The sequence below is a fragment of the Streptomyces sp. NBC_01635 genome (genome assembly GCF_045209715.1).
Taxonomy (GTDB): domain Bacteria; phylum Actinomycetota; class Actinomycetes; order Streptomycetales; family Streptomycetaceae; genus Streptomyces; species Streptomyces hirsutus.
On sequence record NZ_CP109277.1, the window covers coordinates 8,270,346 to 8,293,979 of the forward strand.

Annotated in this window: 21 protein-coding genes and 1 pseudogene; 11 read left to right on the top strand and 11 right to left on the bottom strand. The window is 71.6% G+C overall.

From position 1 onward, the window contains the following. Positions 1-9: 9 nt before the first annotated feature. Positions 10-1,152 (top strand): acyl-CoA dehydrogenase family protein, encoded by a 1,143-nt coding sequence (locus OHB56_RS37710; protein ID WP_406358343.1) that lies wholly within the window; start codon positions 10-12, stop codon positions 1,150-1,152. A 96-nt stretch (positions 1,153-1,248) separates the two neighbouring features. Continuing rightward, positions 1,249-3,066: an AMP-dependent synthetase/ligase gene (locus OHB56_RS37715; protein ID WP_406358345.1), complete on the top strand. Its 1,818-nt coding sequence runs from the start codon at positions 1,249-1,251 to the stop codon at positions 3,064-3,066. Positions 3,067-3,192: 126 nt separating this feature from the next. On the opposite strand, the gene OHB56_RS37720 is transcribed toward OHB56_RS37715, so the two are convergent. Then, positions 3,193-4,332 carry an acyl-CoA dehydrogenase family protein gene (locus OHB56_RS37720; protein WP_406358347.1) on the bottom strand — a complete coding sequence of 380 codons (1,140 nt, stop codon included), beginning with the start codon at positions 4,330-4,332 and terminating at the stop codon, positions 3,193-3,195. A 102-nt stretch (positions 4,333-4,434) separates the two neighbouring features. On the opposite strand from OHB56_RS37720, the gene OHB56_RS37725 reads away from it, so the two are divergent. After that, positions 4,435-5,061, top strand: coding sequence for a TetR family transcriptional regulator (locus tag OHB56_RS37725; RefSeq protein ID WP_326756186.1), 627 nt, complete (start codon positions 4,435-4,437; stop codon positions 5,059-5,061). Positions 5,062-5,114: 53 nt separating this feature from the next. On the opposite strand, the gene OHB56_RS37730 is transcribed toward OHB56_RS37725, so the two are convergent. Genes OHB56_RS37730 through OHB56_RS37745 form a run of 4 tightly spaced genes read right to left on the bottom strand, consistent with a single transcriptional unit; the run spans position 5,115 to position 9,826 of the window. Beyond that, entirely contained in the window at positions 5,115-6,671 is a 1,557-nt protein-coding gene (locus tag OHB56_RS37730; RefSeq protein WP_406358349.1) for an aldehyde dehydrogenase family protein, read from the bottom strand. Beyond that, entirely contained in the window at positions 6,668-7,561 is an 894-nt protein-coding gene (locus OHB56_RS37735; protein WP_406358351.1) for an oxygenase MpaB family protein, read from the bottom strand. Before OHB56_RS37735 ends, OHB56_RS37730 begins: the two co-directional genes overlap by 4 nt. A 14-nt stretch (positions 7,562-7,575) precedes the next feature. Continuing rightward, positions 7,576-9,171 carry a DUF6114 domain-containing protein gene (locus OHB56_RS37740; RefSeq protein WP_406358353.1) on the bottom strand — a complete coding sequence of 532 codons (1,596 nt, stop codon included), beginning with the start codon at positions 9,169-9,171 and terminating at the stop codon, positions 7,576-7,578. Positions 9,172-9,196: 25 nt separating this feature from the next. After that, entirely contained in the window at positions 9,197-9,826 is a 630-nt protein-coding gene (locus OHB56_RS37745) for a DUF6230 family protein (protein WP_326756190.1), read from the bottom strand. A gap of 197 nt (positions 9,827-10,023) precedes the next feature. Between OHB56_RS37745 and OHB56_RS37750 the strand changes: the two genes are divergently transcribed. The 5 genes from OHB56_RS37750 to OHB56_RS37770 all read left to right on the top strand — a co-directional run bounded on the left by OHB56_RS37750 (position 10,024) and on the right by OHB56_RS37770 (position 14,348). Beyond that, positions 10,024-10,893 carry an oxygenase MpaB family protein gene (locus OHB56_RS37750; protein ID WP_406358355.1) on the top strand — a complete coding sequence of 290 codons (870 nt, stop codon included), beginning with the start codon at positions 10,024-10,026 and terminating at the stop codon, positions 10,891-10,893. A 5-nt stretch (positions 10,894-10,898) separates the two neighbouring features. After that, positions 10,899-11,789, top strand: a complete 891-nt coding sequence (locus OHB56_RS37755; protein ID WP_406358357.1) for an oxygenase MpaB family protein — start codon at positions 10,899-10,901, stop codon at positions 11,787-11,789. A gap of 138 nt (positions 11,790-11,927) precedes the next feature. Next, on the top strand, positions 11,928-12,395 hold the full coding sequence (locus OHB56_RS37760; RefSeq protein WP_406359292.1) for a DUF4334 domain-containing protein: 468 nt from the start codon (positions 11,928-11,930) through the stop codon (positions 12,393-12,395). Positions 12,396-12,462: 67 nt separating this feature from the next. Continuing rightward, positions 12,463-13,563, top strand: coding sequence for a zinc-binding dehydrogenase (locus OHB56_RS37765; RefSeq protein WP_406358359.1), 1,101 nt, complete (start codon positions 12,463-12,465; stop codon positions 13,561-13,563). A 95-nt stretch (positions 13,564-13,658) separates the two neighbouring features. After that, on the top strand, positions 13,659-14,348 hold the full coding sequence (locus tag OHB56_RS37770; protein WP_406358361.1) for a TetR/AcrR family transcriptional regulator: 690 nt from the start codon (positions 13,659-13,661) through the stop codon (positions 14,346-14,348). A gap of 31 nt (positions 14,349-14,379) precedes the next feature. On the opposite strand, the gene OHB56_RS37775 is transcribed toward OHB56_RS37770, so the two are convergent. The 3 genes and pseudogenes from OHB56_RS37775 to OHB56_RS37785 all read right to left on the bottom strand — a co-directional run bounded on the left by OHB56_RS37775 (position 14,380) and on the right by OHB56_RS37785 (position 16,650). Then, the gene (locus OHB56_RS37775; RefSeq protein ID WP_326757307.1) at positions 14,380-14,586 is read right to left on the bottom strand and encodes a hypothetical protein; all 207 of its coding nucleotides are present in this window, start codon (positions 14,584-14,586) and stop codon (positions 14,380-14,382) included. Between the two features lie 16 nt (positions 14,587-14,602). Beyond that, positions 14,603-16,033 carry an amino acid permease gene (locus OHB56_RS37780; RefSeq protein ID WP_326756195.1) on the bottom strand — a complete coding sequence of 477 codons (1,431 nt, stop codon included), beginning with the start codon at positions 16,031-16,033 and terminating at the stop codon, positions 14,603-14,605. Positions 16,034-16,172: 139 nt separating this feature from the next. Continuing rightward, positions 16,173-16,650 (bottom strand): annotated as a pseudogene (locus OHB56_RS37785) (universal stress protein). Positions 16,651-16,812: 162 nt separating this feature from the next. Here OHB56_RS37785 and OHB56_RS37790 point away from each other — a divergent pair. After that, the gene (locus tag OHB56_RS37790; protein WP_406358364.1) at positions 16,813-17,490 is read left to right on the top strand and encodes an HAD family hydrolase; all 678 of its coding nucleotides are present in this window, start codon (positions 16,813-16,815) and stop codon (positions 17,488-17,490) included. A gap of 78 nt (positions 17,491-17,568) precedes the next feature. Here the strand turns inward: OHB56_RS37790 and OHB56_RS37795 are convergent, their stop codons facing one another. From OHB56_RS37795 to OHB56_RS37805, 3 genes are all read right to left on the bottom strand, one after another. Beyond that, positions 17,569-18,750 (bottom strand): bifunctional class I SAM-dependent methyltransferase/NUDIX hydrolase, encoded by a 1,182-nt coding sequence (locus OHB56_RS37795; RefSeq protein ID WP_406358366.1) that lies wholly within the window; start codon positions 18,748-18,750, stop codon positions 17,569-17,571. Positions 18,751-18,802: 52 nt separating this feature from the next. Further along, a complete protein-coding gene (locus tag OHB56_RS37800; RefSeq protein ID WP_406358368.1) occupies positions 18,803-20,839 on the bottom strand; it encodes an ATP-binding cassette domain-containing protein in 2,037 nt (678 codons plus the stop codon). A 569-nt stretch (positions 20,840-21,408) separates the two neighbouring features. Then, on the bottom strand, positions 21,409-21,822 hold the full coding sequence (locus OHB56_RS37805) for an SRPBCC family protein (protein WP_055593652.1): 414 nt from the start codon (positions 21,820-21,822) through the stop codon (positions 21,409-21,411). A 467-nt stretch (positions 21,823-22,289) separates the two neighbouring features. Between OHB56_RS37805 and OHB56_RS37810 the strand changes: the two genes are divergently transcribed. Both OHB56_RS37810 and OHB56_RS37815 read left to right on the top strand, forming a co-directional pair. Beyond that, positions 22,290-22,751, top strand: a complete 462-nt coding sequence (locus tag OHB56_RS37810) for an ATP-binding protein (protein WP_406358370.1) — start codon at positions 22,290-22,292, stop codon at positions 22,749-22,751. Positions 22,752-22,914: 163 nt separating this feature from the next. After that, the gene (locus OHB56_RS37815; RefSeq protein ID WP_406358372.1) at positions 22,915-23,622 is read left to right on the top strand and encodes a lysoplasmalogenase; all 708 of its coding nucleotides are present in this window, start codon (positions 22,915-22,917) and stop codon (positions 23,620-23,622) included. The last annotated feature ends 12 nt before the right edge of the window (positions 23,623-23,634 follow it).

Below are 23,634 nucleotides of genomic sequence, written 5' to 3' on the forward strand. Positions count from 1 at the left end.
ACACCCGACATGCAGCGAGACATCTACACGGCGGACCACGAGGCGTTCCGCGACACCGTGCGCACCTTCCTGGAGAAGGAGGTGCTGCCGCACCACGAACGCTGGGAGCAGGAGGGCGTCGTGAGCCGCGAGGTGTGGCGCGCGGCCGGCCGGCAGGGCCTGCTGGGCCTCGCGGTCGACCCGGAGTACGGCGGCGGAGGCACCGACGACTTCCGCCACAGCGCGGTGCTCATCGAGGAGTTCGCCCGCGCCGGGGCGTCCGGCCTGGCACTGAGCCTGCACAACGACATCGTCGGCCCCTACCTGACCCGCCTAGCCACCGGCGAACAGAAAAGGCGCTGGCTGCCCGGCTTCACCACCGGAGAGACGATCACGGCCCTCGCGATGACCGAGCCCGGTGCGGGCTCCGACCTCCAGGGCATCCGGACCACCGCCACCGACCAGGGCGACCACTACCTCCTCAACGGAGCCAAGACGTTCATCTCCAACGGCATCCTGGCCGATCTGGTCGTCGTCGTGGCCCGCACCACCCCCGAGGGCGGCAGCTCCGGGCAGAGCCTGCTCGTCGTCGAACGGGGCATGGACGGCTTCGAGCGGGGCCGCAACCTCGACAAGATCGGCCAGAAGGCGCAGGACACCGCCGAGTTGTTCTTCGACGACGTGCGGGTGCCCAAGGCGAACCTGCTCGGCGCGGAGAACCAGGCGTTCTCCGCCCTCATGGCCAACCTCGCACAGGAACGGCTGGCCATCGCCGTGGGCGCCGCGGCCGCGGCCGAGCACGTCCTCGAACTCACCATGACCCACGTGAAGGAGCGCGAGGCCTTCGGCCGGCCGCTCGCCCGCCTCCAGCACATCCGCTTCGAGATCGCCGAGATGGCCACCGAGTGCGCCGTCACCCGGAGCTTCGTCGACCGCTGCATCACCGAGCACAGCGCGGGACGCCTCGACGCCGCGCACGCCTCGATGGCCAAGTGGTGGGCCACCGAACTGCAGAAGCGGACCGTCGACCGCTGCCTCCAACTGCATGGAGGCTACGGCTACATGACGGAGTACCGGGTCGCCAGGGCATTCCTCGACGGCCGTATCCAGACGATCTACGGCGGTACCACGGAAATCATGAAGGAGATCATCGGCCGCTCGCTGCTCGGCTGAGCGCCGAAGCGTACGTGGACGACGCGATCCGCACCCGTTCCTCCCCTCCCGCTCCTTCGATACGCCCCGAACCGTCCAGCCCGCCAGGAGGCCGTCATGACACCAGCCCCGCGCACCGACGGGGAACGAGCGGCACGGTCCACGCTGCCGCTGCTCGTGGAACACAACGCCCGCGCCCACCCGGACCGGCCCGCCCTGTCCTGGCGCAGGCCGGACGGCGCAGGATGGGCCACGCTCGACTGGGCGCAGGTCCGGGAGCACACCGGACAACTCGCCGCCGGGTACGCGGCGCTCGGCGTCGGCCGCGGCGACCACGTCCTGCTGATGATGGCCAACCGGTCCGAGCACTGGCTGTCCGACCTCGCCCTGGTACGCCTCGGCGCCGTGCCCGTCAGCGTCTACGGCACCTCGGCGCCCGAGCAGATCGCCCACATCGCCCGCAACTGCCGGGCGGCGGTGGCGGTCGTGGAGGGCGCCGCCCAGGCCAGGGTGTGGGCGCCGCTGCTGGACGACGACGCCACACCCCTGGCCCGGCTCGTGGTCGCGGAACCCGGAGAGGAGGGACCGCACCTGCCGTACGCGGCACTGACCCGCGAACCCGTCCCGGAGGGGTTCGAGAAGGCGCTGGACACGGCCGGCCCCGACGACCCGCTGACCGTCGTCTACACCTCGGGCACCACCGGCGAGCCCAAGGGCGTGGTCCTCACCCACCGGCAGGTGATCGCCAACGCCCTCGCGCTCGACGCGGCGGTGGAGCTGCCGCCGCACGTCGAGCACATCTGCTACCTGCCGTTCGCCCATATCGCGGAACGCATGCTGGGCATCTACCTGCCCTGTCACCGAGCCTCGCACGTCTACCTGTGCGCCGACCCGACCGTCGTCGCCGAGACGGTGCGCGAGGTACGGCCGCGGCAGTTCTTCGGGGTGCCGAGGATCTGGGAGAAACTGGCCGTGGCGGTACGCGCCGGGCTGGCCCTGCTTCCCGAGGAGCAGCGCCACGGCGTGGAGAAGGCCATGGAAGTGGCCCGCGAGCACGTCGGTTTCCGGGAACGGGGGGAGACCCCGCCCCCCGAACTGGAGGCGGCGTACACCCGGATGAGGGAGAAAGTGCTCCAGCCGCTGCTGGCCGCGGGCGGACTCGACCGGGTGGCCTGGACCGCCAGCGCCTCCGCCCCCATGTCCCTGGACGTGGTGAGGTTCTGGTCCGGCCTGGGCGTCGTGATCATGGACGCGTGGGGCCTGACCGAGACGACGGGCGTGGCCACGACCAACAGCCCCCGCACCGGGTTCCGGCTGGGCTCGGTCGGACGCCCGGTCTCGTCGGTGGAGGTCCGCCTCGCCGAGGACGGGGAGATCGAGGTACGGGGCGCCTCCGTCTTCTCCGGATACCTTCAGCAGGACGGTTCCGTGCGGTCGGCACTGGACGACGACGGATGGCTGGCCACGGGAGACATCGGCCGGATCGACGACGACGGCTATGTGTGGCTCACCGACCGGAAGAAGGAAATGATCATCACCTCGACGGGGAAGAACGTCTCCCCGGCCCTGGTGGAGAACACCCTGAAGGAACACCCCCTGATCGGGCAGGCGCTGGTGCACGGCGACAACCGTTCCTACCTCGTCGCCCTGCTGGTGCTCGACCCGGAGGCCGCCCCCGCCTGGGCCGCCGCCCACGGCATCGGCACCGGCGACCTCGCGGCCCTGGCCGCCCACCCCGCCGTGCGCGAGGAGGTCGACCGCGCGGTCGCCGCGGCCAACACCCGGCTCAACCGGACCGAACAGGTCAAGCGGTACCGGCTGCTGGCCCGGGAGTGGGGGCCGGCGACCGGTGAGCTGACGCCGTCGCTGAAGATGCGCCGCCGCGTCATCCGCGACCGGCACGCCGCCGAACTGACGGAGCTCTACGCCGACTGACGGCGGCGTCGCTCCACCGCCTTGTCCACCGGCGGTCGCCCCGTCCACCGACGGCCGCCCCACACGTTGACGGCCGCCCCGCCCGAACCGGCGGGGCGGCCGTCGACGTACGGTCGTCAGCGACTTCTACAGCCCGTAGCTCCTGCCGATGATGTCGCGCTGGATTTCGCTGGTTCCGCCGTAGACGGTGGAGACCACCGCGGACCGCAGATGGCGTTCCATCCCGTACTCGGTGGCGTAACCGTAGCCGCCCATCATCTGCATGCACTCCAGGACGACTTGCTTGGCCGTCTCGGTGGCCTTGAGCTTGGCCATCGAGGCCTCCCGGGGGAAGAGCCGGTCGGGCTCGGCGTCGCAGTCCGACGCCACCTCGCGCACCAGCAGCCGCGTGCACTCGATCTCCGTGGCGAGATCGGCGACGCGGTGCCGCAGCGCCTGGAAGCTCCCGACGGGCCGGCCGAACTGCTCCCGTTCGCCGATGTAGGCGACCGCGTCGTCGAAGGCCCTGCGCGCCAGGCCCAGCATGTTGGCGGCCAGGAACAGCCGCTCGTGGTTCAGCCCGGCCATCAACTGCTTCCATCCCCCGTCGACTTCCCCGACCACCGCGTCGGCGGGCAGCCGTACGCCGGTGAAGAAGACGTCGTTGACCTCCTTGCCGCCCATGGTCTCGATGCCGCGGATCTCGATGCCCGGCGTGCTCGCCGGCACGTGGAACATGGTGAGCCCCTTGTGCTTGTCGCCGCCGGTCCGGGCCACCAGCAGCATGCTGTCGGCGAGGTGGGCGTTGGAGATCCAGGTCTTCTGACCGTCGATCAGCCAGTCGCCGTTCGCCTGCCGTTCGGCACGGCAGCGCAGAGCCCCCACGTCGGATCCGGCGCCGGGCTCCGACATGGCGATGGCGAGGACGCCGCCGCGCGCCGCGCCGCCGAGCACCTCCCGCCGCTGCCGCTCGGAGCCGAACCGTTCGTACGCCTTGGCGGTGATGACGGTGGTGATGAAACCTCCCGCGGGCACCATTCCGTAGGAGGTCTCCTCGAGGAACACGCAGGCGTCGCCGATGCCGCCGCCCGCCCCGCCGTACTCCTCGGGCAGGCAGACCCCGAGCCAGCCGAGTTCGGCGAGCATGCCGTAGATCTTGGGGTTGTGCGGCTCCCGGCCGTCCTGCGTCAGCGCGGCGCGCTGCTCCCGTGACCCGCACTCGCGCTGGGCGAAGTCACGGATGGCGGCGGCGAAGTCCGCCTGCTGTGCGGTGAGACGACTTCCCATGTGGGGCCTCCGAACGTGGTGGGACACAGCATTGAGATACATGTATATGGAGTGTGTTTCAATGTTGCTCACTGGAGGTGGGCCGGTACCGTGAAAGACACCATGAAGACTTCTGCGAACGACTCCCTGCTCGCCCGTGCCCTCGCACGGCCGGAGACAGAGGAAAGGCTGGCGCGGCAGATCCTCGATGCCGCCGTGGAGCAGTTCACGATCTTCGGCCTGCGCCGCTCCTCGGTGGACGACGTCGCCAAACGGGCCGGCGTCTCGCGGGTGACGGTGTACCGCCGTTTCCGGAACAAGGACGGACTGGTCGAGGCGTGCCTGCTGCGCGAGGTCAGCCGCTTCTTCCAGGAACTGGACGACGCGGTCGCTCCGTTGCCGACCATGCAGGACAGGGTCGTCGAGGGCTTCGTGGTCGCCCTGCGCCACACCAGGGCCCACCCGCTCTTCGGCGGGCTGCTGCGGCTCGAACCCGAGGTGGTGCTGCCCTACCTGACCGTCCAGGGCGGCCCCGCCCTCACCGTCACCACCGATTACCTGACGTCCCATCTGCGGCGGGCCCGGCACACCGAGGGCCGCTCGGACTCCGACCCGCGGCCGGTGGCGGAGCTGATGGTGCGTGTCGCCGTCTCCTTTCTCCTCAACCCGGCCGGCTGCATCGAACTGGACGACGAGGAGCAGTCGCGCGCCTTCGCCCGGCGCTACCTCGCGCCGCTGCTCGACGCCTGAAGGGGGCTGCCGGACCCGCGTCGCGTCCCGCGGCGGGTCCGGCCGGCCACCCCTCAACGCCTCGTGTGCAGCCACCGCGTGAGCGCGACGGCACGGGCCTTCGCGGCGGACGGGGTGGCGAAGGACGTCAGGTCGACCGGAGGCGCGAAGCGCCGGACCGTGACCGACTGCGGCGCGGTGAACCCCCGCAGCCCCTCCGCACCGTGGATACGGCCGAAGCCGGAGTCGCCCGATCCGCCGAACGGCAGGGCCGGAACGGCGGCGAAGCCGAGCACCGAGTTCACCGACACCGCTCCCGCGCGCAGCCGGGACGCGATCGCGGCGCCTTCGCGACGGCTGCCGCAGAACACCGCCGCGCCCAGTGCGTAACGGGACGCGTTGGCGCGGCGCACCGCCTCGTCGACGTCCGCCACGGCGTTGATCGCGACGGTCGGCCCGAACGTCTCCTCGGTCATCGCGGAACAGTCCTCCGGTACGTCGACCAGAACCACCGGTGCCACGAGCGGCCCGCCCGGCGGCTCTGCCGAATCCGACGGCTCCGGCGACGCCGACGCATCCGGGTCACCGAGCGGCGCGCCCGCGCCGGCCGCCAGCGCGGCGTCGACGTGCCGGCGCACCACATCGCTCTGGCCCGGCATCGTCATCGGACCGTAGGCGGCGTCCGGGCCCGTGCCGGGCCGCAGCAGGCGGGCCCGCTCCACGACCCGGTCGCACAGCTGCGCGTGCACCGCGCGGACCGCGTAGACGCGCTCCACACCCGCACAGGTCTGGCCCGCGTTGCCCAGTGCTCCCCACACGACGGCGTCCGCGGCGGCGTCGAGGTCCGCGTCCGCGGTGACGAGGACGGCGTCCTTGCCCCCGCATTCGGCCAGGAACGGCGTCAGCGACCGGGCGCACACCTCCATCACCTTGCGCGCGGTCCCCGGCGAGCCGGTGAAAGCGATCTTGTCGACCCCGGAGGCGGCCAGCGCCGTGCCGGTTTCGGCGGCGCCCGTGACGACGGTGAACAGACCCGCGAAGTCGGGCACGGCCGCGTCGAAGAGCCGGGCGAGCAGCACGCCGGTGCCCGGGGTGTACTCGGACGGTTTGAACACCACGGCGTTGCCCGCCGCCAGGGCGTAGCCGATCGACCCCATCGGCGTGTAGACGGGATAGTTCCAGGGGCCGATCACCCCGACCACGCCGAGCGGCCGGTGGACGACGAAGGCCGCCTGGTTCGACGCCGGCAGCCCGGTGCGGACACGGCGCCTGCGCAGTACGCGGCCTGCGTTGCGCGCCGCCCAGGACACGTGCTCCAGGGTCAGCAGCACTTCCAGCTCCGCGTCCTGGAGCGGCTTGCCCGTCTCCGCCGCGACGGACGCCGCCACCGCGTCCAGCTCCGCTGCCAGCAGCCGCTTCCAGCTCAGCAGATGGCCGCGTCGGCGGGCGGCCGGGAGTGCCGCCCAGCGCGCGCCGGCCGCCCGGCCCCGTTCCACCGCCGACGCGACGTCCTCCGGTCCGTGGACCGGATGGTCGGCGAGCGGCCGGCCGGTGGCCGGGTCCCGGGACGTGAACGTCGGCGTCGGCGGCGCCTTTCGGGAGGTGCCGGTATCGGTGTCGGTGTCGGTCATCTGTTCTCCAGAGGTGAGGTCTCGTCGGCGAGAGGTTCCAGTGGCCTGCCGTGCGCCCAGTGCGGGCCGAGGTCGTCCAGCGTCCACCCGAACGGGTAGCTGCGCGGCTTGTGCCGGAACCCCCACCACGCGGGCCGGGGCGGAAGCAGGCGTACCACCGCGGCACGGGTGCGCAGGGCGCGGTGGGCGGTGGCGCGCAGCCAGCGGGGCTGCGGGGCGAAGCCGAGCGCGGTCAGCAGCGGTTCGTCCAGAACCGCCGTCGACAAGCGCGAGACGAGCGGACGCAGCGGCCGGGGATACCAGTCGGTCATGATCCGCAGAGTGGCCGCGGCCACCCGCCGGTTGGCGGGGTCGTACGCGAACATCTCCTTCTCGTAGGAGTCGAGGAGATGCTCGAAACCGGCGTAGTCGGCGGGCACGTCGGCGATGCCCATCATCTCGCCCATCCGCCGTCCGACCAGGGCCAGGCTCTCGGTCTCCTGCCAGGACAGCGGGCGCCAGCCGTAGCGGTCGATCCACCGTTTCGGGCCGACCACGGTGGTGGCCAGCACGTACAGGTAGTCCTCGTTCGGTATGCGGTAGCGGCCGTGGATACGGTTGAGGTGCCGGGCGGTGGCCCGCCCGTGCGGTGAGTCCATGCCGTCGCGGACCATCTCGTACGCGATCAGGACCGTGTCGTCGAAGCGTTTCTGCCCCGCGCGCTCGAACTCCTGGGTGCGGTCCAGCAGCCGGGAGATGCGGGGGACGCCGTAGTCGCGCAGGAACGCGACGGAGACGCCCTGAAGGTAGTCCCAGGGGAACTCGTACCGGGTGACCAGGGCGAAGATCTCCTCGTAGTCCTGCTGCGGGTCCATCTTCCGGATCCGGCGGAGCCGGGTGTAACGGCCCATCGGGGGGTGCCTCCTCATCGAGACAGGGTGCGCGCGTTCAGGTCGGAGAAGTTGACCGTCTCGGCGTCGACGAGTACCTGTCCGGCCTCCACCGCGGTGACCGACAGCTCGGGCAGGTGCACGGCGATCGGCAGGTTGGCCGGGACGATGTCGGCCCCGATGCAGATCCGGGGCGTGGCGACGTCGATGACGGGGATGGTGATCGATCCGGTGAGCCGGGTGACGTAGATGTCGACCTGGGGGATGTCGAGGTCCACGTCGATGGTCTGCACCTGGCCGGCGGTCTCCAGCCGGAAGGAGTAGTCGTCGGCGACCAGCCGGTCGGCGTGCACCCACAGCACCTTCGTCCGCCCGCCGTCGGCCGTCCTGAGGTAGGTCGCGCCGTGGATGACGGCTCCGTGGGCGGTCAGGCTGTCCGCACCGACCTCCGGGAAGAGGGTGTTGACCGGATACGTCGAGCGGGGGCGGCCCGGCTGGTCCCCGATGACGATCGGCGGGCGCAGGGCCGTCAGATCGCCGGGGTCCTTGGGCAGGGCACCGGACTCGGCCTCCTCGCCGGAACCCGGGGCGTCCTGGTCGGGGTGGGGCAGCCCGCCGGTGTCGGTGCCGGTCAGGCACGGGAGGGTGACCCGGGCGGCGTCCTTCCTCGGATCGTTCTTGTGCTTGTCCTTCTTGTCCTCGTCCCTGCCCTGGTCGTCCTTCTCGCCCTCCTCGTCGCGGGAGGGGGACGAGGAGGGACCGGGGGAGGGCTGCGACGTCGCGGACGGGGCGTCGCCGGGCGACGGAGTGGGCGACGGGCCGGGCGACCCGGTCGGCCCGAGGTCCCACGGCCAGGTGAACGTGGGCCAGGGCAGCGGGGAGACGCCGGCGCCCGGAGCCGCCGCCGCGCTGCCGGTGCCCGCCGGCAGCGCGGCCGCCGCCAGCACCGTACTCAGCGCGAAGAGGACCGCGCCCCGGGCACGGCCGCGCCGCCGGGCATGCCGGGCGCGGTCCTCACCGGCTTTGGGGAGGCCTCCGCCTCCCTCCTCGGCCAGGGGAGGGGCGGCCGGGACGGGCCCGGCCGCCGACGGGACGCGAGGTGCGTCGCGGTCCGGGGAGGCGGCCGGATCCTTGTCCCCGTCCGCCCTCCCGGCGCCGTCCGGTTCCCCGGCGTCGGGCGAGGCCGTCTCCTCCGGTGGCGCCGAGGCGGGATGCGGCATCCACCCGAACGCCATGGAGGAGCCGACCAGCCCCGCCGCCATCCCCATGCCGAAGCCCCCCAGGTTCGTCGTCGCCAGCGACGTCAGGGACGCGACGGCGGTGACGATCGAGACGAACACGCGCTGGTCGGGCTTGAAGAGGAAGAACAACCCGCCCGCGACCAGCACCACGCTGATGCCGACGGCCGACATCGCGCCGATGCCCACCTTGATCATCAGGGGCAGCGGGGCCAGCGGGATCGCGACCATCTCCACGCCGCCCGCGACGACCCACATCGCCGCCCAGAACGGCCGGCTCCCGCGCCACCGGCGGAACGCGCGCCGCGCCCGGGGCGCCGGCAGGATCCGGTCGAGCCGGTCGCCGACCTCCCGGGAAAGCTCCGAGAGGAATCCGAGAACGAAACCGAACATGTCGTGAGTCCGTCTCTCGGCGTGGTCAGAAACACTGCTTGCCGGTGCGGCTGAACTCGATCTCCAGCTTCTCCAGCGTCAGCGTGCCGCTGTTGGCGGAGTACGCGGTGCTGTTGACGTCGTGCGCGACGGCGCTGTCCGCCTGGACGCCGAAGACGCCCTTGGGGCCGGTCACGCCCGGTGCGCCGGACAGGGTGGAGGCGTCGCGGCCGGCCTGGACCCCGGTGACCTTCCCGCCGCCACCGGTGAGCGCGTCCGCGTTCACGATGAGGTTGCTGCCCTTGAGCGGCTTGTCCGATCCGGAGCGGACCAGCATCGAGATCTCCCCGACCACCGGCACCTTCTGCTTCAGCGAGACGCACACGCCGGAGACCGTGCCGTCCTTGACGGCGGCCAGCAGAACCGGCTTGGCGTCGCCGCCGGAGCCGATGGAGGACGGGAACGAGGACAGGCCGTTCGCGGTGACCTCCTCGGCGCGCACCTTGAACGCGGTGCCGGACACCGCGAAGGAGGCGGCGATCGCGCCCTGGGCGAGGGCGATGCCCATGGCCCCCACGGCCAGGGTGCAGGGGACGAGCATGACGGCGCTGCGCTTCCAGTGGGTGCGGCCCTCCCCGGTGGGGATGTCGCCGTTGCGTGCCTCTCTGTCCCTCATGAGAGTTCCTTCACGTTGGAGTGATGGTGCGGGATGACGTGCCGGCCGGACCGTGAGAGAGTCGAAGATACAAAAACTATTGACTTGTTTCACGGGGTGCGTCAATACTCCGGACACGACGGAGAATCGGAGGCCTCATGAGTGGCATGCCGCACACGTCCGACACGCCAACTCCACTACAGGCAAAGCAAAGTGACGTGACGTCACATATTCGGGCGCCACGCAGAGGCGGGGCGGTCTGGCGCTACTTCGGTGACGCCCGCTCCACGCTGATGGCACCCCAGCTGCTGTTGCTGCAGGTGTCGCACCCGGTGGTCGGGGCCGGTGTCGCGGACCACAGCACCTTCCGCGCCGAACCCTGGCCCCGCCTGATCCGTACGCTCCTCTCGCTCACCACGGTCGTCTACGGAGGGCAGGAGGCCGCCACCGCCGAGGCGCGCCGCCTCATATGGGTGCACACGCCGATGAAGGGCACCGACTCGGCGGGCCGCCGCTACCACGCACTGAACCCCGAGGCCTACCACTGGGTCCACGCGACCCTCGTCAAGGGTCCCGTGGACGCCCAGCGCCTGTTCGGCAAGGGCATGCCGGAGGAGGAACTGGAGGAGTACTACCGCGGGATGCGGGACGTCGGCCGCGTATGGGGCCTGCAGGACCATCACCTTCCCCCGGACTGGCCGTCCTTCGTCGAGTACTACGACGAGATGGTGGCCCAGCGCCTGGAACACAATCAGTCGGTCCAGGACGTCCTGGAGGAACTCGCCCGCCCCGCCAAGCCGTTCCGCCGGCTCCCCGGCCTGCTCTGGTGGCCGTTCGCCCGGGTCGCCGCGCACTACGCCCTGCTGGTCACCGTCGGTACCCTGCCCCCCGAGCTGCGGGAACGGCTGCACCTGAACTGGAGCAAGCGGCAGGAACGCGCCCTGCGGCGCTTCGCGCGACTGGTGCGCCTCCTGACGGCACTCGTCCCTCCGCCGCTGAGGATCACCCTCTCCCTGGCCATCGCCTACTGGGCCACCCACCGGCCGGGCACCGACCCCGCCGCCCGGCGGCCCCTCGGAGCGTGGTGACAGCCATGGACAGCGGTCACGCACACGCGGCCGGCCCGGACACGGGTCCCGAGCCCGGCCCGGACCGCCGCTCCGAGCCCGTTCCGTTCGAGCCGGGCTCCCTCCTCTGGGACATCGCCGGTGACGTCCGGCTCCTGCTCTCCCTGCCCGCCGCCCTGGTGCTCCAGGTCGCCCACCCGGCGGTCGGCGCGGGGGTCGACGAGCACTCCGTGTTCCGCACCGACCCCTGGGGCCGGGCCGAGCGCTCACTGGACTCCCTGCAGCTGTGGGTCTACGGCGGCGAACAGGCCATCGAGGAGGGCCGCAGGCTCCGCAGACTGCACAGGACCATCAGCGGCACCGACACCCGAGGCCGCCCCTACCACGCACTCGCCCCCGCCCCCTACGCCTGGGTGCACGCCACCGCCTACCCGGTCTTCCTGAGAGCGGCGCAGTACCTGTCCCACCCGCTCGACGAGCGGGACGAACGCCGCCTCTACGACGAACTCCTCCACCTCGGCGCCATCCTCGGCATCAAACAGCGCGACATGCCGCGCACGCCGGAGGAGTTCTGGCCGTACTTCGACACGATGGTCCGGGAAGAGCTGGAGAGGACGCCCGTCGTGGCGGAACTGCTCGACCCGCGGCGGCCGATCCCTCCGCCGGACGGCGCGGGCGCGCTCCTGCGCCGGACCTGGCCGGTGCTCCGCCCGCTCCTGGCGCGGCTGCACGTCTTCGTCACGACCGGCCTGCTCCCGCCGACCGTCCGCGAGCACCTCGGCCTGGCCTGGACGGCACGGGACGAACGCGGACTGCGCCGCCTGGGCGCCGTCGTCCGCACGGTGGTCCCGCTGCTGCCCGAGCGCCTGCGCTACCTGCCCAGGGCCCGCGCCGCCCGCCGCGCAGCCCGTACGTGACCCCGACACCCGTACGGCGGCCCGTACGGGCCGCCCCGAGCGGCCGGTGACCGCTTCCTCCGCTCGCTTCACCCCCGTGGAAGGGACCCCATGCACAGCGACACGCACCGCGACACGCACCGCGGCACAGACAGTGGCATGGACCTCGACAAGGCTCGGGCCCGGTTCGCCGCACTGCGCGGCAGGAAGAGCACCGTCCCGGCCGCCGAACTCGACGAGATCTGGGCCGCGTTGCCGACCGTCCGCGTCGAGGAGATCCTCGGCACCTGGCAGGGCAGCGGCTTCGACACCGGACATCCGGTCCACCGCCGCCTGTCGGCGTCCGGCTGGTACGGCAAGACATTCCTCGCGGCCGACGACGCCAAGCCGCTGATCATGCGCGGGGAGGACGGCCGCCTGTACTCCGACACCGAGCTGGGCAAGGGCGAAGCCAGCCTGTGGATGGTCGAGTTCCGGGGCGAGGTGACGGCCACCATGGTCTACGACGGCCAGCCGGTCCTGGACCACTTCAAGGCGGTCGACGACCGCACCCTCATGGGCGTCATGAACGGCAAGGGCTTCAGCGAGAGCGGCCCCTTCTACTACTTCGTCCTCGAACGAGCATGAGCGGGAGGGCGCCGACGCGGGCCGACGGGACCGGGGTCCGGGCGACCGGCGACGCCGGAGCACGCCGGTGAAGGCCGCGGTGGTGGACACGACGGGCGGCGGTTTCACCGTCCAGGACGTCGACATCGCCGAACCCCTGGGCCGCGAGGTACTGGTGGAGGTGCGGGCGTCCGGCCTCTGCCACACCGACCTCACCCTCGCCGGACAGGCCGCCTCGCCGTATCCGCCGCCGGTCGTCCTGGGCCACGAGATCGCCGGTGTCGTCACCGCCGTCGGACCGCACGCCACCGAGTTCACCGCCGGCGACCATGTGGTGGGCTGCCTCGTCCAGTGGTGCGGCACCTGCCCGGCCTGCCACGACGACAGGCCGTACCAGTGCCGCCGTCCCGAGACCACCCTGCGCGACCCGAAGCGGCACGGCCTCCCACGGCTCAGCCGCGACGGCCGCCGCGTCACCCAGGGGATGGGCCTGGGCGGCTTCGCCCAGCAGGCACTCGTCCACGAGAACCAACTCACCGCCGTTCCCCACCGCTTGCCGCCCGCCCTCGCCGCCCTGCTGGGCTGCGCGGTGCTGACCGGCGCCGGGTCCGTCCTCAACGCCGCGCGCGTCCGGGAGGGCGACACCGTGGCCGTGATCGGAACGGGCGGCGTCGGGCTGAACACGATCGGCGCGGCGGGACGCGCCGGTGCCTCGCGCATCGTCGCGGTCGACATCCAGGACGTCCGGCTACGGCGTGCACGCGCCTTCGGTGCCACCGATGTCGTCAACTCCGCGACCACGGACGCCGTTTCGGTGGTCCGCGACCTCACCGGCGGTGGCGTGCGGCACGCCTTCGACATCGTCGGCACGGCGGCGACGGCGGACCGGGCCTTGCGCATGACCGCCCCCGGCGGGGACGTGTACGTAGTGGGCCTGGCCGACGGCGACACAGGCGAACTGAGCCTCTCCCTGCCCCGACTGCTCCTCCAGCAGAAGCGGATCCAAGGGCTGATCATGGGGTCGGCCACTCCTCGCCGGGACATCGCCCACTACGCCGAGCTGTATCTGCGCGGGCTCCTGAACCTCGACGACCTCGTGTCCCGGCGGATCTCCCTGGACGAGATCGACGCGGGTTACGCGGCCCTCCAGGACCCGGAGGTGGCACGCGTCGTCGTCACGTCGTTCTGAGAGCCGCTGCCACCGCCGGGCGGAGGAACGCGGCATCCGCCCGGGCCGCGACGACGACGTCAGCCCGCGGAACTCCGCTTCCCCGGCGCCCCCACGTGAACCGCCCCCACCCTCGGGGCCTGTTCGCCGAAGTGCCGCCGAAGATTCCGCTCGATGAACCGGTCGCCGCGGCGCAGCAGGTACGCGCGGGACGCCGCGGCAGGAGCGGTCCCGGGCGATGGTGGAGAACATCATCGGGGCCGGCCGGCCGGCAGGTCCTGGCCGAGTACGGCTACGCGGGCGCGTCCACCAGCCGGATCACGGCCACGGCGGGCATCAGCCCCGGCTCGCTGTACCAGTACTTCCCCCACAAGGACGCCAACGTCCTGGCGGTACTGGAACGCTACAGCGACACCCTCGTCTCGCACGTCACCACCCGGATGTCCGGCCAGTTCGCACAACCCGCACCCGTGATCGTCCGGACCACCGTCGCGGCGCTGCTCGACGGACTCGACGTCGAACCACCGCTGCTGCGCGCCGCCGTCGAGGACGGCCCCCGCCTCGACGACGGACGCGCCCTGCGCGCCTTCGAGCAGCGCATCGGCGAACTGGTCCTCGCCTACCTGACGACCCGGGGCCGGGGCCTGCGCCCCGACACTCCCCTCGACACGGCCGTATGGATGCTGGTCCGCACGGTCGAACACCTCACCGTCCGCCACCTGCTCGACCGCCCGCCCATCCCGAGGGACCAGTTCACCGAGGAACTCACCCGCCTCGTCCTCAACTACCTCCGCCCGCCTTCCTGAGGCCCCCAAGCCCAAGGCCCCGAAGCGGCGGTCAGGTCCCCGCCGGGTCGCCGATCAGCCGCTCGGCGACCCGCAGCGGAGGCACGTCGTCGAGCCGGGCGCGCAGCAGCACCCGGGCCATCAGGTGCCCGGTGTCGTGCGCCCGGGACACCACGCGGTCCCGCAGCTCGGCGGCCCCGCAGACGTCCACCGGTATCCCGGTGTCCCCGGCGATCACCATCCGGATCGAAGACCTCATCCGGGCCACCCGTTGATCACGACTCGATACGCACCTGGCGCTTGGCCAGCTCCGAGCGCTTGTACGAGTACGAGAAGTAGATCACGCACCCGATCAGGAACCAGATGACGAACCGCACCCAGGTCTGCCACTGCAGGAACGTGATCAGCCAGATCGAGAAGACCACACCCAGCGCCGGCACGAACGGCATCCACGGGGTACGGAAGCCGCGCGGCAGGTCCGGCTGCCGGTAGCGCAGCACGATCACCGCCGTGCACACCACCACGAACGCCAGCAGGATGCCGATGTTGGTCAGTTCGGCCGCCTCCGCGATCGGCAGGAAGCCGGCGATGGCGGCCGACGCCACCCCGACGATCCACGTCACGCGCGTCGGCACGTGCCGCGTGGGGTGCGTCTTCGCGAACCACTTGGGCAGCAGCCCGTCCCGTGACATGGAGAACCACACCCGGGTCACACCCAGCATGAACGTGAACATCACGGTGAGGATGCCGACGATCGCGCCCACCGCGATCACGTCCGCCAGCCGGTCCAGCCCCACCGACTGGAAGGCGGTCGAGAAGCCGCTCTCCTTGTCGATGTCCTTGTAGTTCTGCATACCGGTCAGCACCAGACAGGCCGCCACGTACAGCACCATCGCGATCGCCAGCGAGTAGATGATCGCCTTCGGCATGTGCCGCCGCGCGTCCTTGGACTCCTCGGCCGCCGTCGACATCGCGTCGTAGCCGAAGACCGCGAAGAACACGGTCGCCGCACCCGTGAACGCCCCGCTGATCCCGTAGGGGAAGAACGGGTGGTAGTTGGCGGTGTCGATGTGGAAGACACCGACCGCGATCACCACCAGCACGACCAGCACCTTCAACCCCACCACGATCGTCTCGAAGCGGGCCGCGCTGCGGATGCCGAGGGTCAGCAGCCAGGCGATGAGCAGGCACAGGAGCGCAGCGAACAGATCCACCTTGTGCCCGGCACCGGTGCCGGGCGCGCCCAGCATCCAGGCGGGCAGTTGCGCGCCCATGTCCTCGATCAGGAAACTGAAGTAGCCGGAGATGCCGATCGCGACCACCGCCACGATCGCCGTGTACTCCAGGAGCAGGTCCCAGCCGATGAACCAGCCGGCGAACTCGCCGAGCACCGCGTAGCCGTAGGTGTAGGCCGAACCCGCCTTCGGGATCAGGCTCGCGAACTCGGCGTACGACAGGGCCGCTGCCGCACTGGCCACGCCCGCGATGAGGAAGGACACCAGTACCGCGGGCCCCGCCGTGCCGTTGGCCACCGTGCCGGCGAGGGTGAAGATGCCCGCGCCGATGATGCCGCCCACACCGATCGCGGTCAGCTGCCACAGCCCCAGCGTCCGCTCCAGCCGAGGCCCCTCGCCGACTTCCGTCTCCTCGATGTGTTCGATGGGTTTACGGCGGAGAATGCCCTCGCCCATCCGGAGTCCGGCCATCTGCCTCACCTCTTCGCTCACGGCAACGGCTGACGGCGGATGGTGCGGGCCCAGCGCCACCGGGTACGGAGGACCGCCACGCACGCGGCCGGACCGCGGCGGGGCGGCCGCCGGTCCGGCCCACCGGTCCAGGCCCTGCCTACGGCACCACCGTCACCGACCATCGTCCCGCTTGCACCAGGGGACCCGCGACCGAGCCGATGATCCGATGACCGGCCTGCCCGGAGGCTCCCGCCACCACCGCGCCCGCCCTCAGCTCGTCGGCGGCCCTCGTCAGGCCGTTGTAGGGGGCGCCGCGGAACGTGGGCAACTCCCGGCGGATCTCGCCGATCCCCTTCACCCGTTCGGCTGCCTCCCGGATCTGCTGTACGAGGTGCTCGGCGATCTAGTGGGTCGTCTCGGCCACCGGCGCACCCGGGACCGCCCCGCCGTCAGCGACGGCTGCACGTACACCACCGCGAGCAGCGCGCCCTGCCCCGGGCGAGACCGGCGGCATACGCGGCGGCCCGCATCGAGGAGTCGGAGCCGTCCACGCCGATGACGACGACCTCGGGCCCGTCCGTGCCCCGCTCGAACCGGTGTGCCTGCCGCTCGTCCCGCTCGTGCTGTTCCCCCATGCCCGCGAGGCAAGCACCGGCGCAGTACTGGGCAGCTGACGAAAAGCGCCCGGGCCCGGGATCGCAGACAATCCAACTGTCGGCAGTGCCGGCAGTGCCGGTGGCTCGTGGTCATGCTGCGGATGCCGCCCCCGGCTCCTTCCGAGACCTGGAGAAAGGTCGATGAGCGAGAAGCTTTGGGTCACCTTCGACTGTTTCGGCACTCTCGTGGACTGGCGCCACGGCATCGCCACCGGCATCGAACTGGTCGCGCCCGGTAAGGGCTGGGAGCTGCTGGACGTCTACAACCGCCACGAGCCGCGGGTGCAGCGCGAGCACCCCTCCATGCGCTACAGCGACGTCCTGACGGAGGCCCTGAAGCGCACGGCCGCCGAGGCGAAGATCGATCTGCTGGAGGACGACGCCCGTGTCCTGACGGCCGGCATCCCGTTCTGGCCGGTCTTCCCCGAGGTGCGGCAGGCCCTGCGAGAGTTGCGGGAGTCCGGCTGGAACCTCGCCCTGCTCACCAATTGCGACCGCGTCGTCATCGGAGAGACCCAGCGCCGCCTGCAGGTCCGGTTCGACGCGATCGTCACCGCCGAAGACGCCGGCGCCTACAAGCCGGCCCACCACCACTTCGAGTACTTCGAGAAGTCCCTCGGCGTCACCCGTGACCGCTGGGTGCACGTGGCGCAGAGCTACTTCCACGACATGGTTCCGGCCGGCGAACTCGACATCACCCGCGTGTGGATCAACCGTCTCCACGCGAGCGACGCCCCTTCGATCGCGCACGCCGTACGCCCCGACCTGAGCGACCTGGCGGCCACCGTCAACGATGTCCATCAGAAGTACAACAGCTGATCTGCGGCTGCCTCCGTCCGTCCGATCCGTCGGCAGCACCCCCGCCGGACCGGTCACCACGGGCGCCGGTCACGGCGATCACCGTCGTGCCGTGCGGTGGCCGTACGGCGTGAAATGCGCCGGAGTGTGGTCGATGGGCAGGTCGGGACGCCAGGCGGTGAGGATCTGGGCGCTGCACACGAACAGACCGCCGGGCAACCGGTCCAGGGGATACCAGGCCCACTCGCCGACGCTCTCGTCCGGCTGCGTGGCCGGCCGGCCCTGCCATGCGTGGACGACGGCACCGACGGTGACCCGTACGACGTCATCGACGTGGTCGACCAGCGTTCCCAGAAGCGTGACATCGTCGGGCCGGGCGATCAGCCCGGTTTCCTCGGCGAGTTCACGCACCACGGTCGTTTCCAGGGACTCCCCGGCCTCCACGGTCCCGCCGGGCAGCTCGAAGGTGCCGTGCCGGTGGCGCCCGAGCAGCACGCCCTGGTCACCGAGGACGATGGCACCGACACCGACGGCCGCGTGCGGCACGGGAGGCCTCGTGGTGCGGGGCCGACTGGAGACGTGTACGGGCCGGACCGGGAGACGACGGGCGCGGACGAGTTGCTGCACGACCGGGCTGTCCTCGTCGGAGGACCGCAGCAGGTCGATGCCCTCGACCCGGAAGCCGTACTCCGCGAGCAGGTCCTCCCACAACCGCGGTGCCAGAACCCACATCCGGGTGGAGAGAGGCGGCTCGTCACGGAGCCTGACCATCTGCTCGCGGGCCCCGACCGTCGTGGACGGACCGCGGCCGTGCAGGTCGGTGTGGAGGAGCGAGAGAACCAGCGGGGCGCCGGGGCGGAGTCCGTCGCGCAGCGCGGGCAGGACGCGGTGCGGGTCGACGAAGGCCAGGCTTCCGATGGCATACGCGGCATCGAAGGGTTCGGCCGTACGAAGGAGGTCGACCACGTCGCCGTGCACGAACCGCACGCCCGGCGTACCCGCGTGGGCGCCGGTGGCCCGTCGGTGCTGGGTGGCGGACCGTTCGACCGCGGTCACCTGCGCGCCGTGTGCGCGGGCCAGGTGCACGGCGTAGTGCCCGGCACCGGAGCCGATGTCCAGGACACGTTTTCCGGCGATGTCGCCGAGGAGCTCCGTACCGGGGCCGACCCCTTTCCAGGGACTCCACTCCAGTCGTTCGGGGACGGGCGGCATGTACCCGTGATCCAGCTGACGTCGGCCGTACGTGGTCCAGGCTTCGGTGTTGAGGTCCTCGACGGTCATGCGAACTCCCAGGGGCGGAGGGCGGGGGAGGGACCCATGCGAAGGGGCTCCTTCAAGCAGGGTCCACGACGGTGGGCGGGGCAGGGTGGGGCACGGTGGGTGCCGGGGCGTACTGGGCGGCCTGGGCGTCGAACATCGCGGCGTACCGGCCCCGGGCGGCCATCAGCTCCTGGTGACTGCCCTGTTCGGCCAGTCGGCCCTGGTGCAGGACGTAGATGCGGTCGGCGTGCCGGACCCCGGACATGCGGTGGGTGACCAGGACGACGGCCAGGTCCGGGGAGGCGAGCCGGCGGATGCGGTCGAAGGCGGCGATCTCGGCCTGCGGGTCGAGGGCGGAGGTGGGTTCGTCCACGATCAGGACGCCCTCCGCCGCCGCGGTGGAGCTGCGCCAGTGGGTGCGGGCCAGGCCGATCTTCTGCCACTCGCCGCCGGACAGTTCACTGGCGCCGCGGAACACGCGGGCCAGCAGGCTCTGCAGGCCGTCGGGGAGTTTCGCGACGATCGGTCCGGCACTCGCGTAGTCGACGGACGGCCGAAGGTCCTCGGGGCCGGCCTCGTGGGCGGGCCGGCCGATCCGGATGTTCATCGCCGCCGTCACGGGCCAGCGCTGGAAGTCCTGGGTGAGCAGCGCGACGCGGTCGAAGAGCTGGGAGCGGTCCAGGGAAGCCACTTCGGCATCGCCCCAGCGTACGGTCCCGACCTGCGGCAGCAACAGGCCCGACAGCAGTTTCATCAGGGTGCTCTTGCCGGAGCCGTTCTCGCCCACCACGGCGGTGACCGAGCCCATGGGCAGCGTGAGCGACACCTCGTCCAGCGCGGGATCCGCCCGGTCCGGGTAGCGGTAGGTGACCTGGTCGAGCGTGACCTGTCGTACCCGCGAGGGGACGGGATCGCCCCCGCTGGGGATGGTCCGGCGCGTCGCCTCGTCCAGGAAGCGGGAGTGGTCGCGGACGTAGAGGGACTCCTCGTGCAGCTGGTTCACGTTCATCACGAGCGCGCCCAGGCTCGCCGAGCCGGAGCGGACGGCGATGACCGCGGTGCCGGCGACGGCCAGGCTCATGTGCCCGCCCATGATCAGCCAGAACATGATTCCGTAGGTGACGGCCATGGCCACGCCGGACAGCGCGGCGGCCACCCACTCCGTGACGGCCTTGCTGGAGGCCAGCCGCTCCTGCTCGGCCTCGGCGCTTTCGGCCATGCGCTCGTAGCGGCTGAGCAGGAACGGCCCGACGGAGTGGATGCGCACCTCCTGCGCGGCGGTGCGTTCGGTGAGCAGGTTGCCGATGAGGCGGCCGGCCCGTACGTGTTCGACCCAGCTCATCACCGACACGTACCGTTCCTGCGCCACCCGCATCGCGCCCCAGCCGCGTGGGGCCGCGATCAGGATCAGCATCGGCAGCAGGGCCGGGTGCAGGATGGTGAGGACTCCGGCCGTGGAGATCAGGGAAATGCCCCCGTTCAGCGAGGCCACGCAGGCGCCGATCATGCGGCGGGCGGACGCGGCGCCGTACTGGGCGACGTCGATCAGCCGCCGGAACTCCGGATCCTCGATGGCTTCCAGCTCCACCGACGCGGCGGCGGCCAGGTACTGGGTCGTGGCGATCCGCTCGACCAGCGGCTCCAGTCGGCCGGCCCGCGCGGTGGACCATCCGGCCAGACCCGAATTGACCACGGCGGCCCCGGCGCCGACGGTCAGGGCCGGGAGCATCGCGTGCAGCCGCTCCACCGGCGTGCCCGAGCCGAGCAGCGTGTGCATGACGGCGTTGACGGCGAGCAGCCCCATGGCTGCGGCGATGCCCTGTCCGACCTCGCTGATCGCGACGGCGAGCAGGGCACGCCGGTTCGCCTGACAGGCCATCCGCAAGGTCGCCCCGACCAGCCTCGGCATGGAACGCAGGGCGGACAGCATGGTCAGGTCGAGTTGGGCGTGCTCGTGTTCCGACCAGCCCATGTCGTAGCGCAGCGGACCGCCGAACAACTCCCTCTCGGCATCGGAGACCTGGGGCTCGGCCATCCGCACGCGACCGAAGAACCTCCGCACGGGACGCCTTCCGGCTTCGGCCTTCGCCCCCTTCGTGGACTCCGTCATCGTGTTCCTCCCGAGCCCGTGAGCGAGCCCCCGCTCGAACCACCCGTGACCGAAGCCCTGTCCGGCCCCGGTGTGCCGGGATCCGGTTGTTCCTGTGTGCCGGCCGAGGTCATGGTGGGCCCCCCTTGACGGTCGCTGCGGTTGGCTTCCCGGGCTCAACGACCCGGCGGGGGTTTCGAACACCTGTGTTTCGGTCGCGTGCGGAACCCCGGGATCGGGGCGTGGCGGAGCATGTGGGGTGCACCGACCCTTGTCGCACATAGGGCCAGGAATCCGGCGGCGGTGGCCGAAACGCCGAGCGTGCTTCCGGCCCGGGGCCCCATCCGCCCTGAGAGTCCGGGAACACACGCACCGAGCGGGGCCGTCTCCTGGACGGCCCCGCTCAGGGGGATGCAACCGGTTGCTTCGGTCGGTTTCCTCAGAGGGCTCGCCCCTCGCAGCGCGCGTTCTTCGCCCCTGTCACCGCGAACCCTGTTGCGGGCGGTCGGCGGCGGTCTTCCTCTCGTCCGGCCACTGCCCGGAGGCGGCTACGGCGTACTGCTTGACGCGTGCCATGGGGGCTTCATCCGTCAGCCGGCCGCGTTGTCCACGCGCAGCCGTACCTGTTCCTCCAGACGTTGAAGACTGGTGTCCAGGGCGTCGCGTACGGCTCCCTCGCCCGGGTCGTGGCTGTCGTCGAAGAACGACAGGTGCACGGTCACCTCACTGGCTCCGCTGTCGATGCCGGCGACCTGGAGCCACCCCGTGTAGCTGCCTTGGTCGCGGGTGCCCCATTCCAGCCGCATCTGGTCGGGCCGGGCACGGAACAAGGCGGAGGTGTCCTCGTCGGTGCGGTCCTCGTGCACGGTGACGGCCGGAAGCTCCCCGGCGTCCACGTGCAGGGCTTCCGGCAGCCAGGTTTCCAGCTGGTCGACCTGGGCGGCCTGGTCGAAGACGTGCTCGGGCTGGGCCGGCATGGTCCGTGAACGCTCGTACTCGGTCATCGCGATACCGTCCTCCGTCGGGGTCGTACAGCAGCGGAGTCGCCCGGCTCCCGCCGAAGAGTGTGGGGCTCTCGTCGGCCCCAGCGGCCTCCTGGCCTGGTTCGACGCGCAGCGGGCCCGCGCATGGAGGTCTCGGGTACCCGGTGACCAGGGCCGTGAATCGGTCCGAGAGCCGGTCCGGCTTCGCAACCCAGGACATGCTCGTCGAGCAGCGGCCCGGTTACGGAGTTTCCGCCCGAGCGGCCGGCTACCCATGAAATGTCGTGCCGCCCTACGTGCGGAGGCCGTAAGAGCAGAAACGGAGTGCCCATGGCGAGACGAAGGGGCCGCCGGGTCACGCCCGTACGCCCACACATCGCACCCTCCGTGCCGGGACAGTCGCCCTGTGTGCCGTCCGGGGTGCTCCCCACTGTAGGGCGACTCCGTCACCCTCGGTGAGGTGAATCAGGAAACCGTCACCGCACCTGGTGAACCGATCGTCGGCACGGCCCACTTCCGCACCATGTTTCCCACCATGGCGCACGGCGCACGGCGCGCACACCGCACGCCATGCCGCCGAGCGCCGGCTCGCCGCGCAGCGGCGGCCAAAGTCCGGCGCCGTCGCCGACGGCGGCACGGCCACGGCCTCCCTCCTCGTCGCCGAACTGGCCGCGAACGCGGCCCTGCACGGCCGGGCGCGGGGTCGGAACGCACGCTTCGCCCTCACCCTGACCCCCGCCACCCTGCGGATCGAGGTCACCGATGCGCGGGGCGAACGCCCGCCCGTGCCGAGGCCGGACGTCGAGGCCGACGGTGAGTCCGGGCGGGGTCTGCTCCTCGTCGCCTCGCTCGCGGACGCCTGGGGCTGCGAGCCGTACCCGCCGGGCGGCAAGACGGTGTGGGCGGAGCGCGGCCTCGTGGTGCCCCGCGCATGCGGCCCGACCGGTTGACCGTTGGTCAACACGGAGGCATGGTGAGGGCCATGACGGATGATCATGTTCGGTGTGGAGCAGTCTCCGGCGAGCCGCATCCGGTGCACTCTGACCGCATCCCGATCGTCCGGTGCCGGTTCCCGGGCCCTCCCGGGTGGTCGCCGAAGGTAGTGGTCTGACGATGCCGCCCCTGCTCGTCGCGTACGCGGGGCTCGTCCTGCTGAACCTGACCGGAGTGGCTCTGCACCACGAGGTTCTGGAGTGGGTCAGCAAGCCGCTGCTCGCTCCGGTGCTGGCACTGTACCTGTGGCTCCGCACGGGCCGGAGCCATCCCTTCGTGCTCGCCGCACTGATCCTGTCGACCGCGGGCGACGTGGCCCTGCTGCTGTCGGGCACCGGTGCCTTCATGGCCGGTGTCGCCTGCTTCCTGGGCGCTCAGGTCTGCTACATCACCGCCTTCGCCAAGCAGGGCGCGCTCCCGTTTCTCCGAGCGCGGCGACGGTGGTGCGCGGGCTGGCTGGTGGCGTGGGCCGTGGGGAACGTGGCTCTGGCACCCCTTCTCGGGGCCCTGGTGTGGGCGGTCGCCCCCTACAGTCTGGCCCTGGTCGCCATGGCGTGTGCCGCGCCCGTGAGGGGGAGGAGGGCGGCCTGGGGCGGTGCGCTGTTCGTCTGCTCGGACCTGCTCATCGGACTCGGCGCCGCGGGGCTGGGTTTCGGCGGACGCCCCTTCGTGGTCATGGCGACCTACGTGGCGGCGCAGTACCTGCTGACCGTCGCCTTCGCCGGCACGTCCGTGCAGCGGACCGCGTGGCTCTCCGCGGCGGACGAGGACCGGCCGTGCGCGACTCCCGCCGCCGACGGAGCGGACGGCCCTCCGCAACGCCGGTGAGGCGAGTGCGCA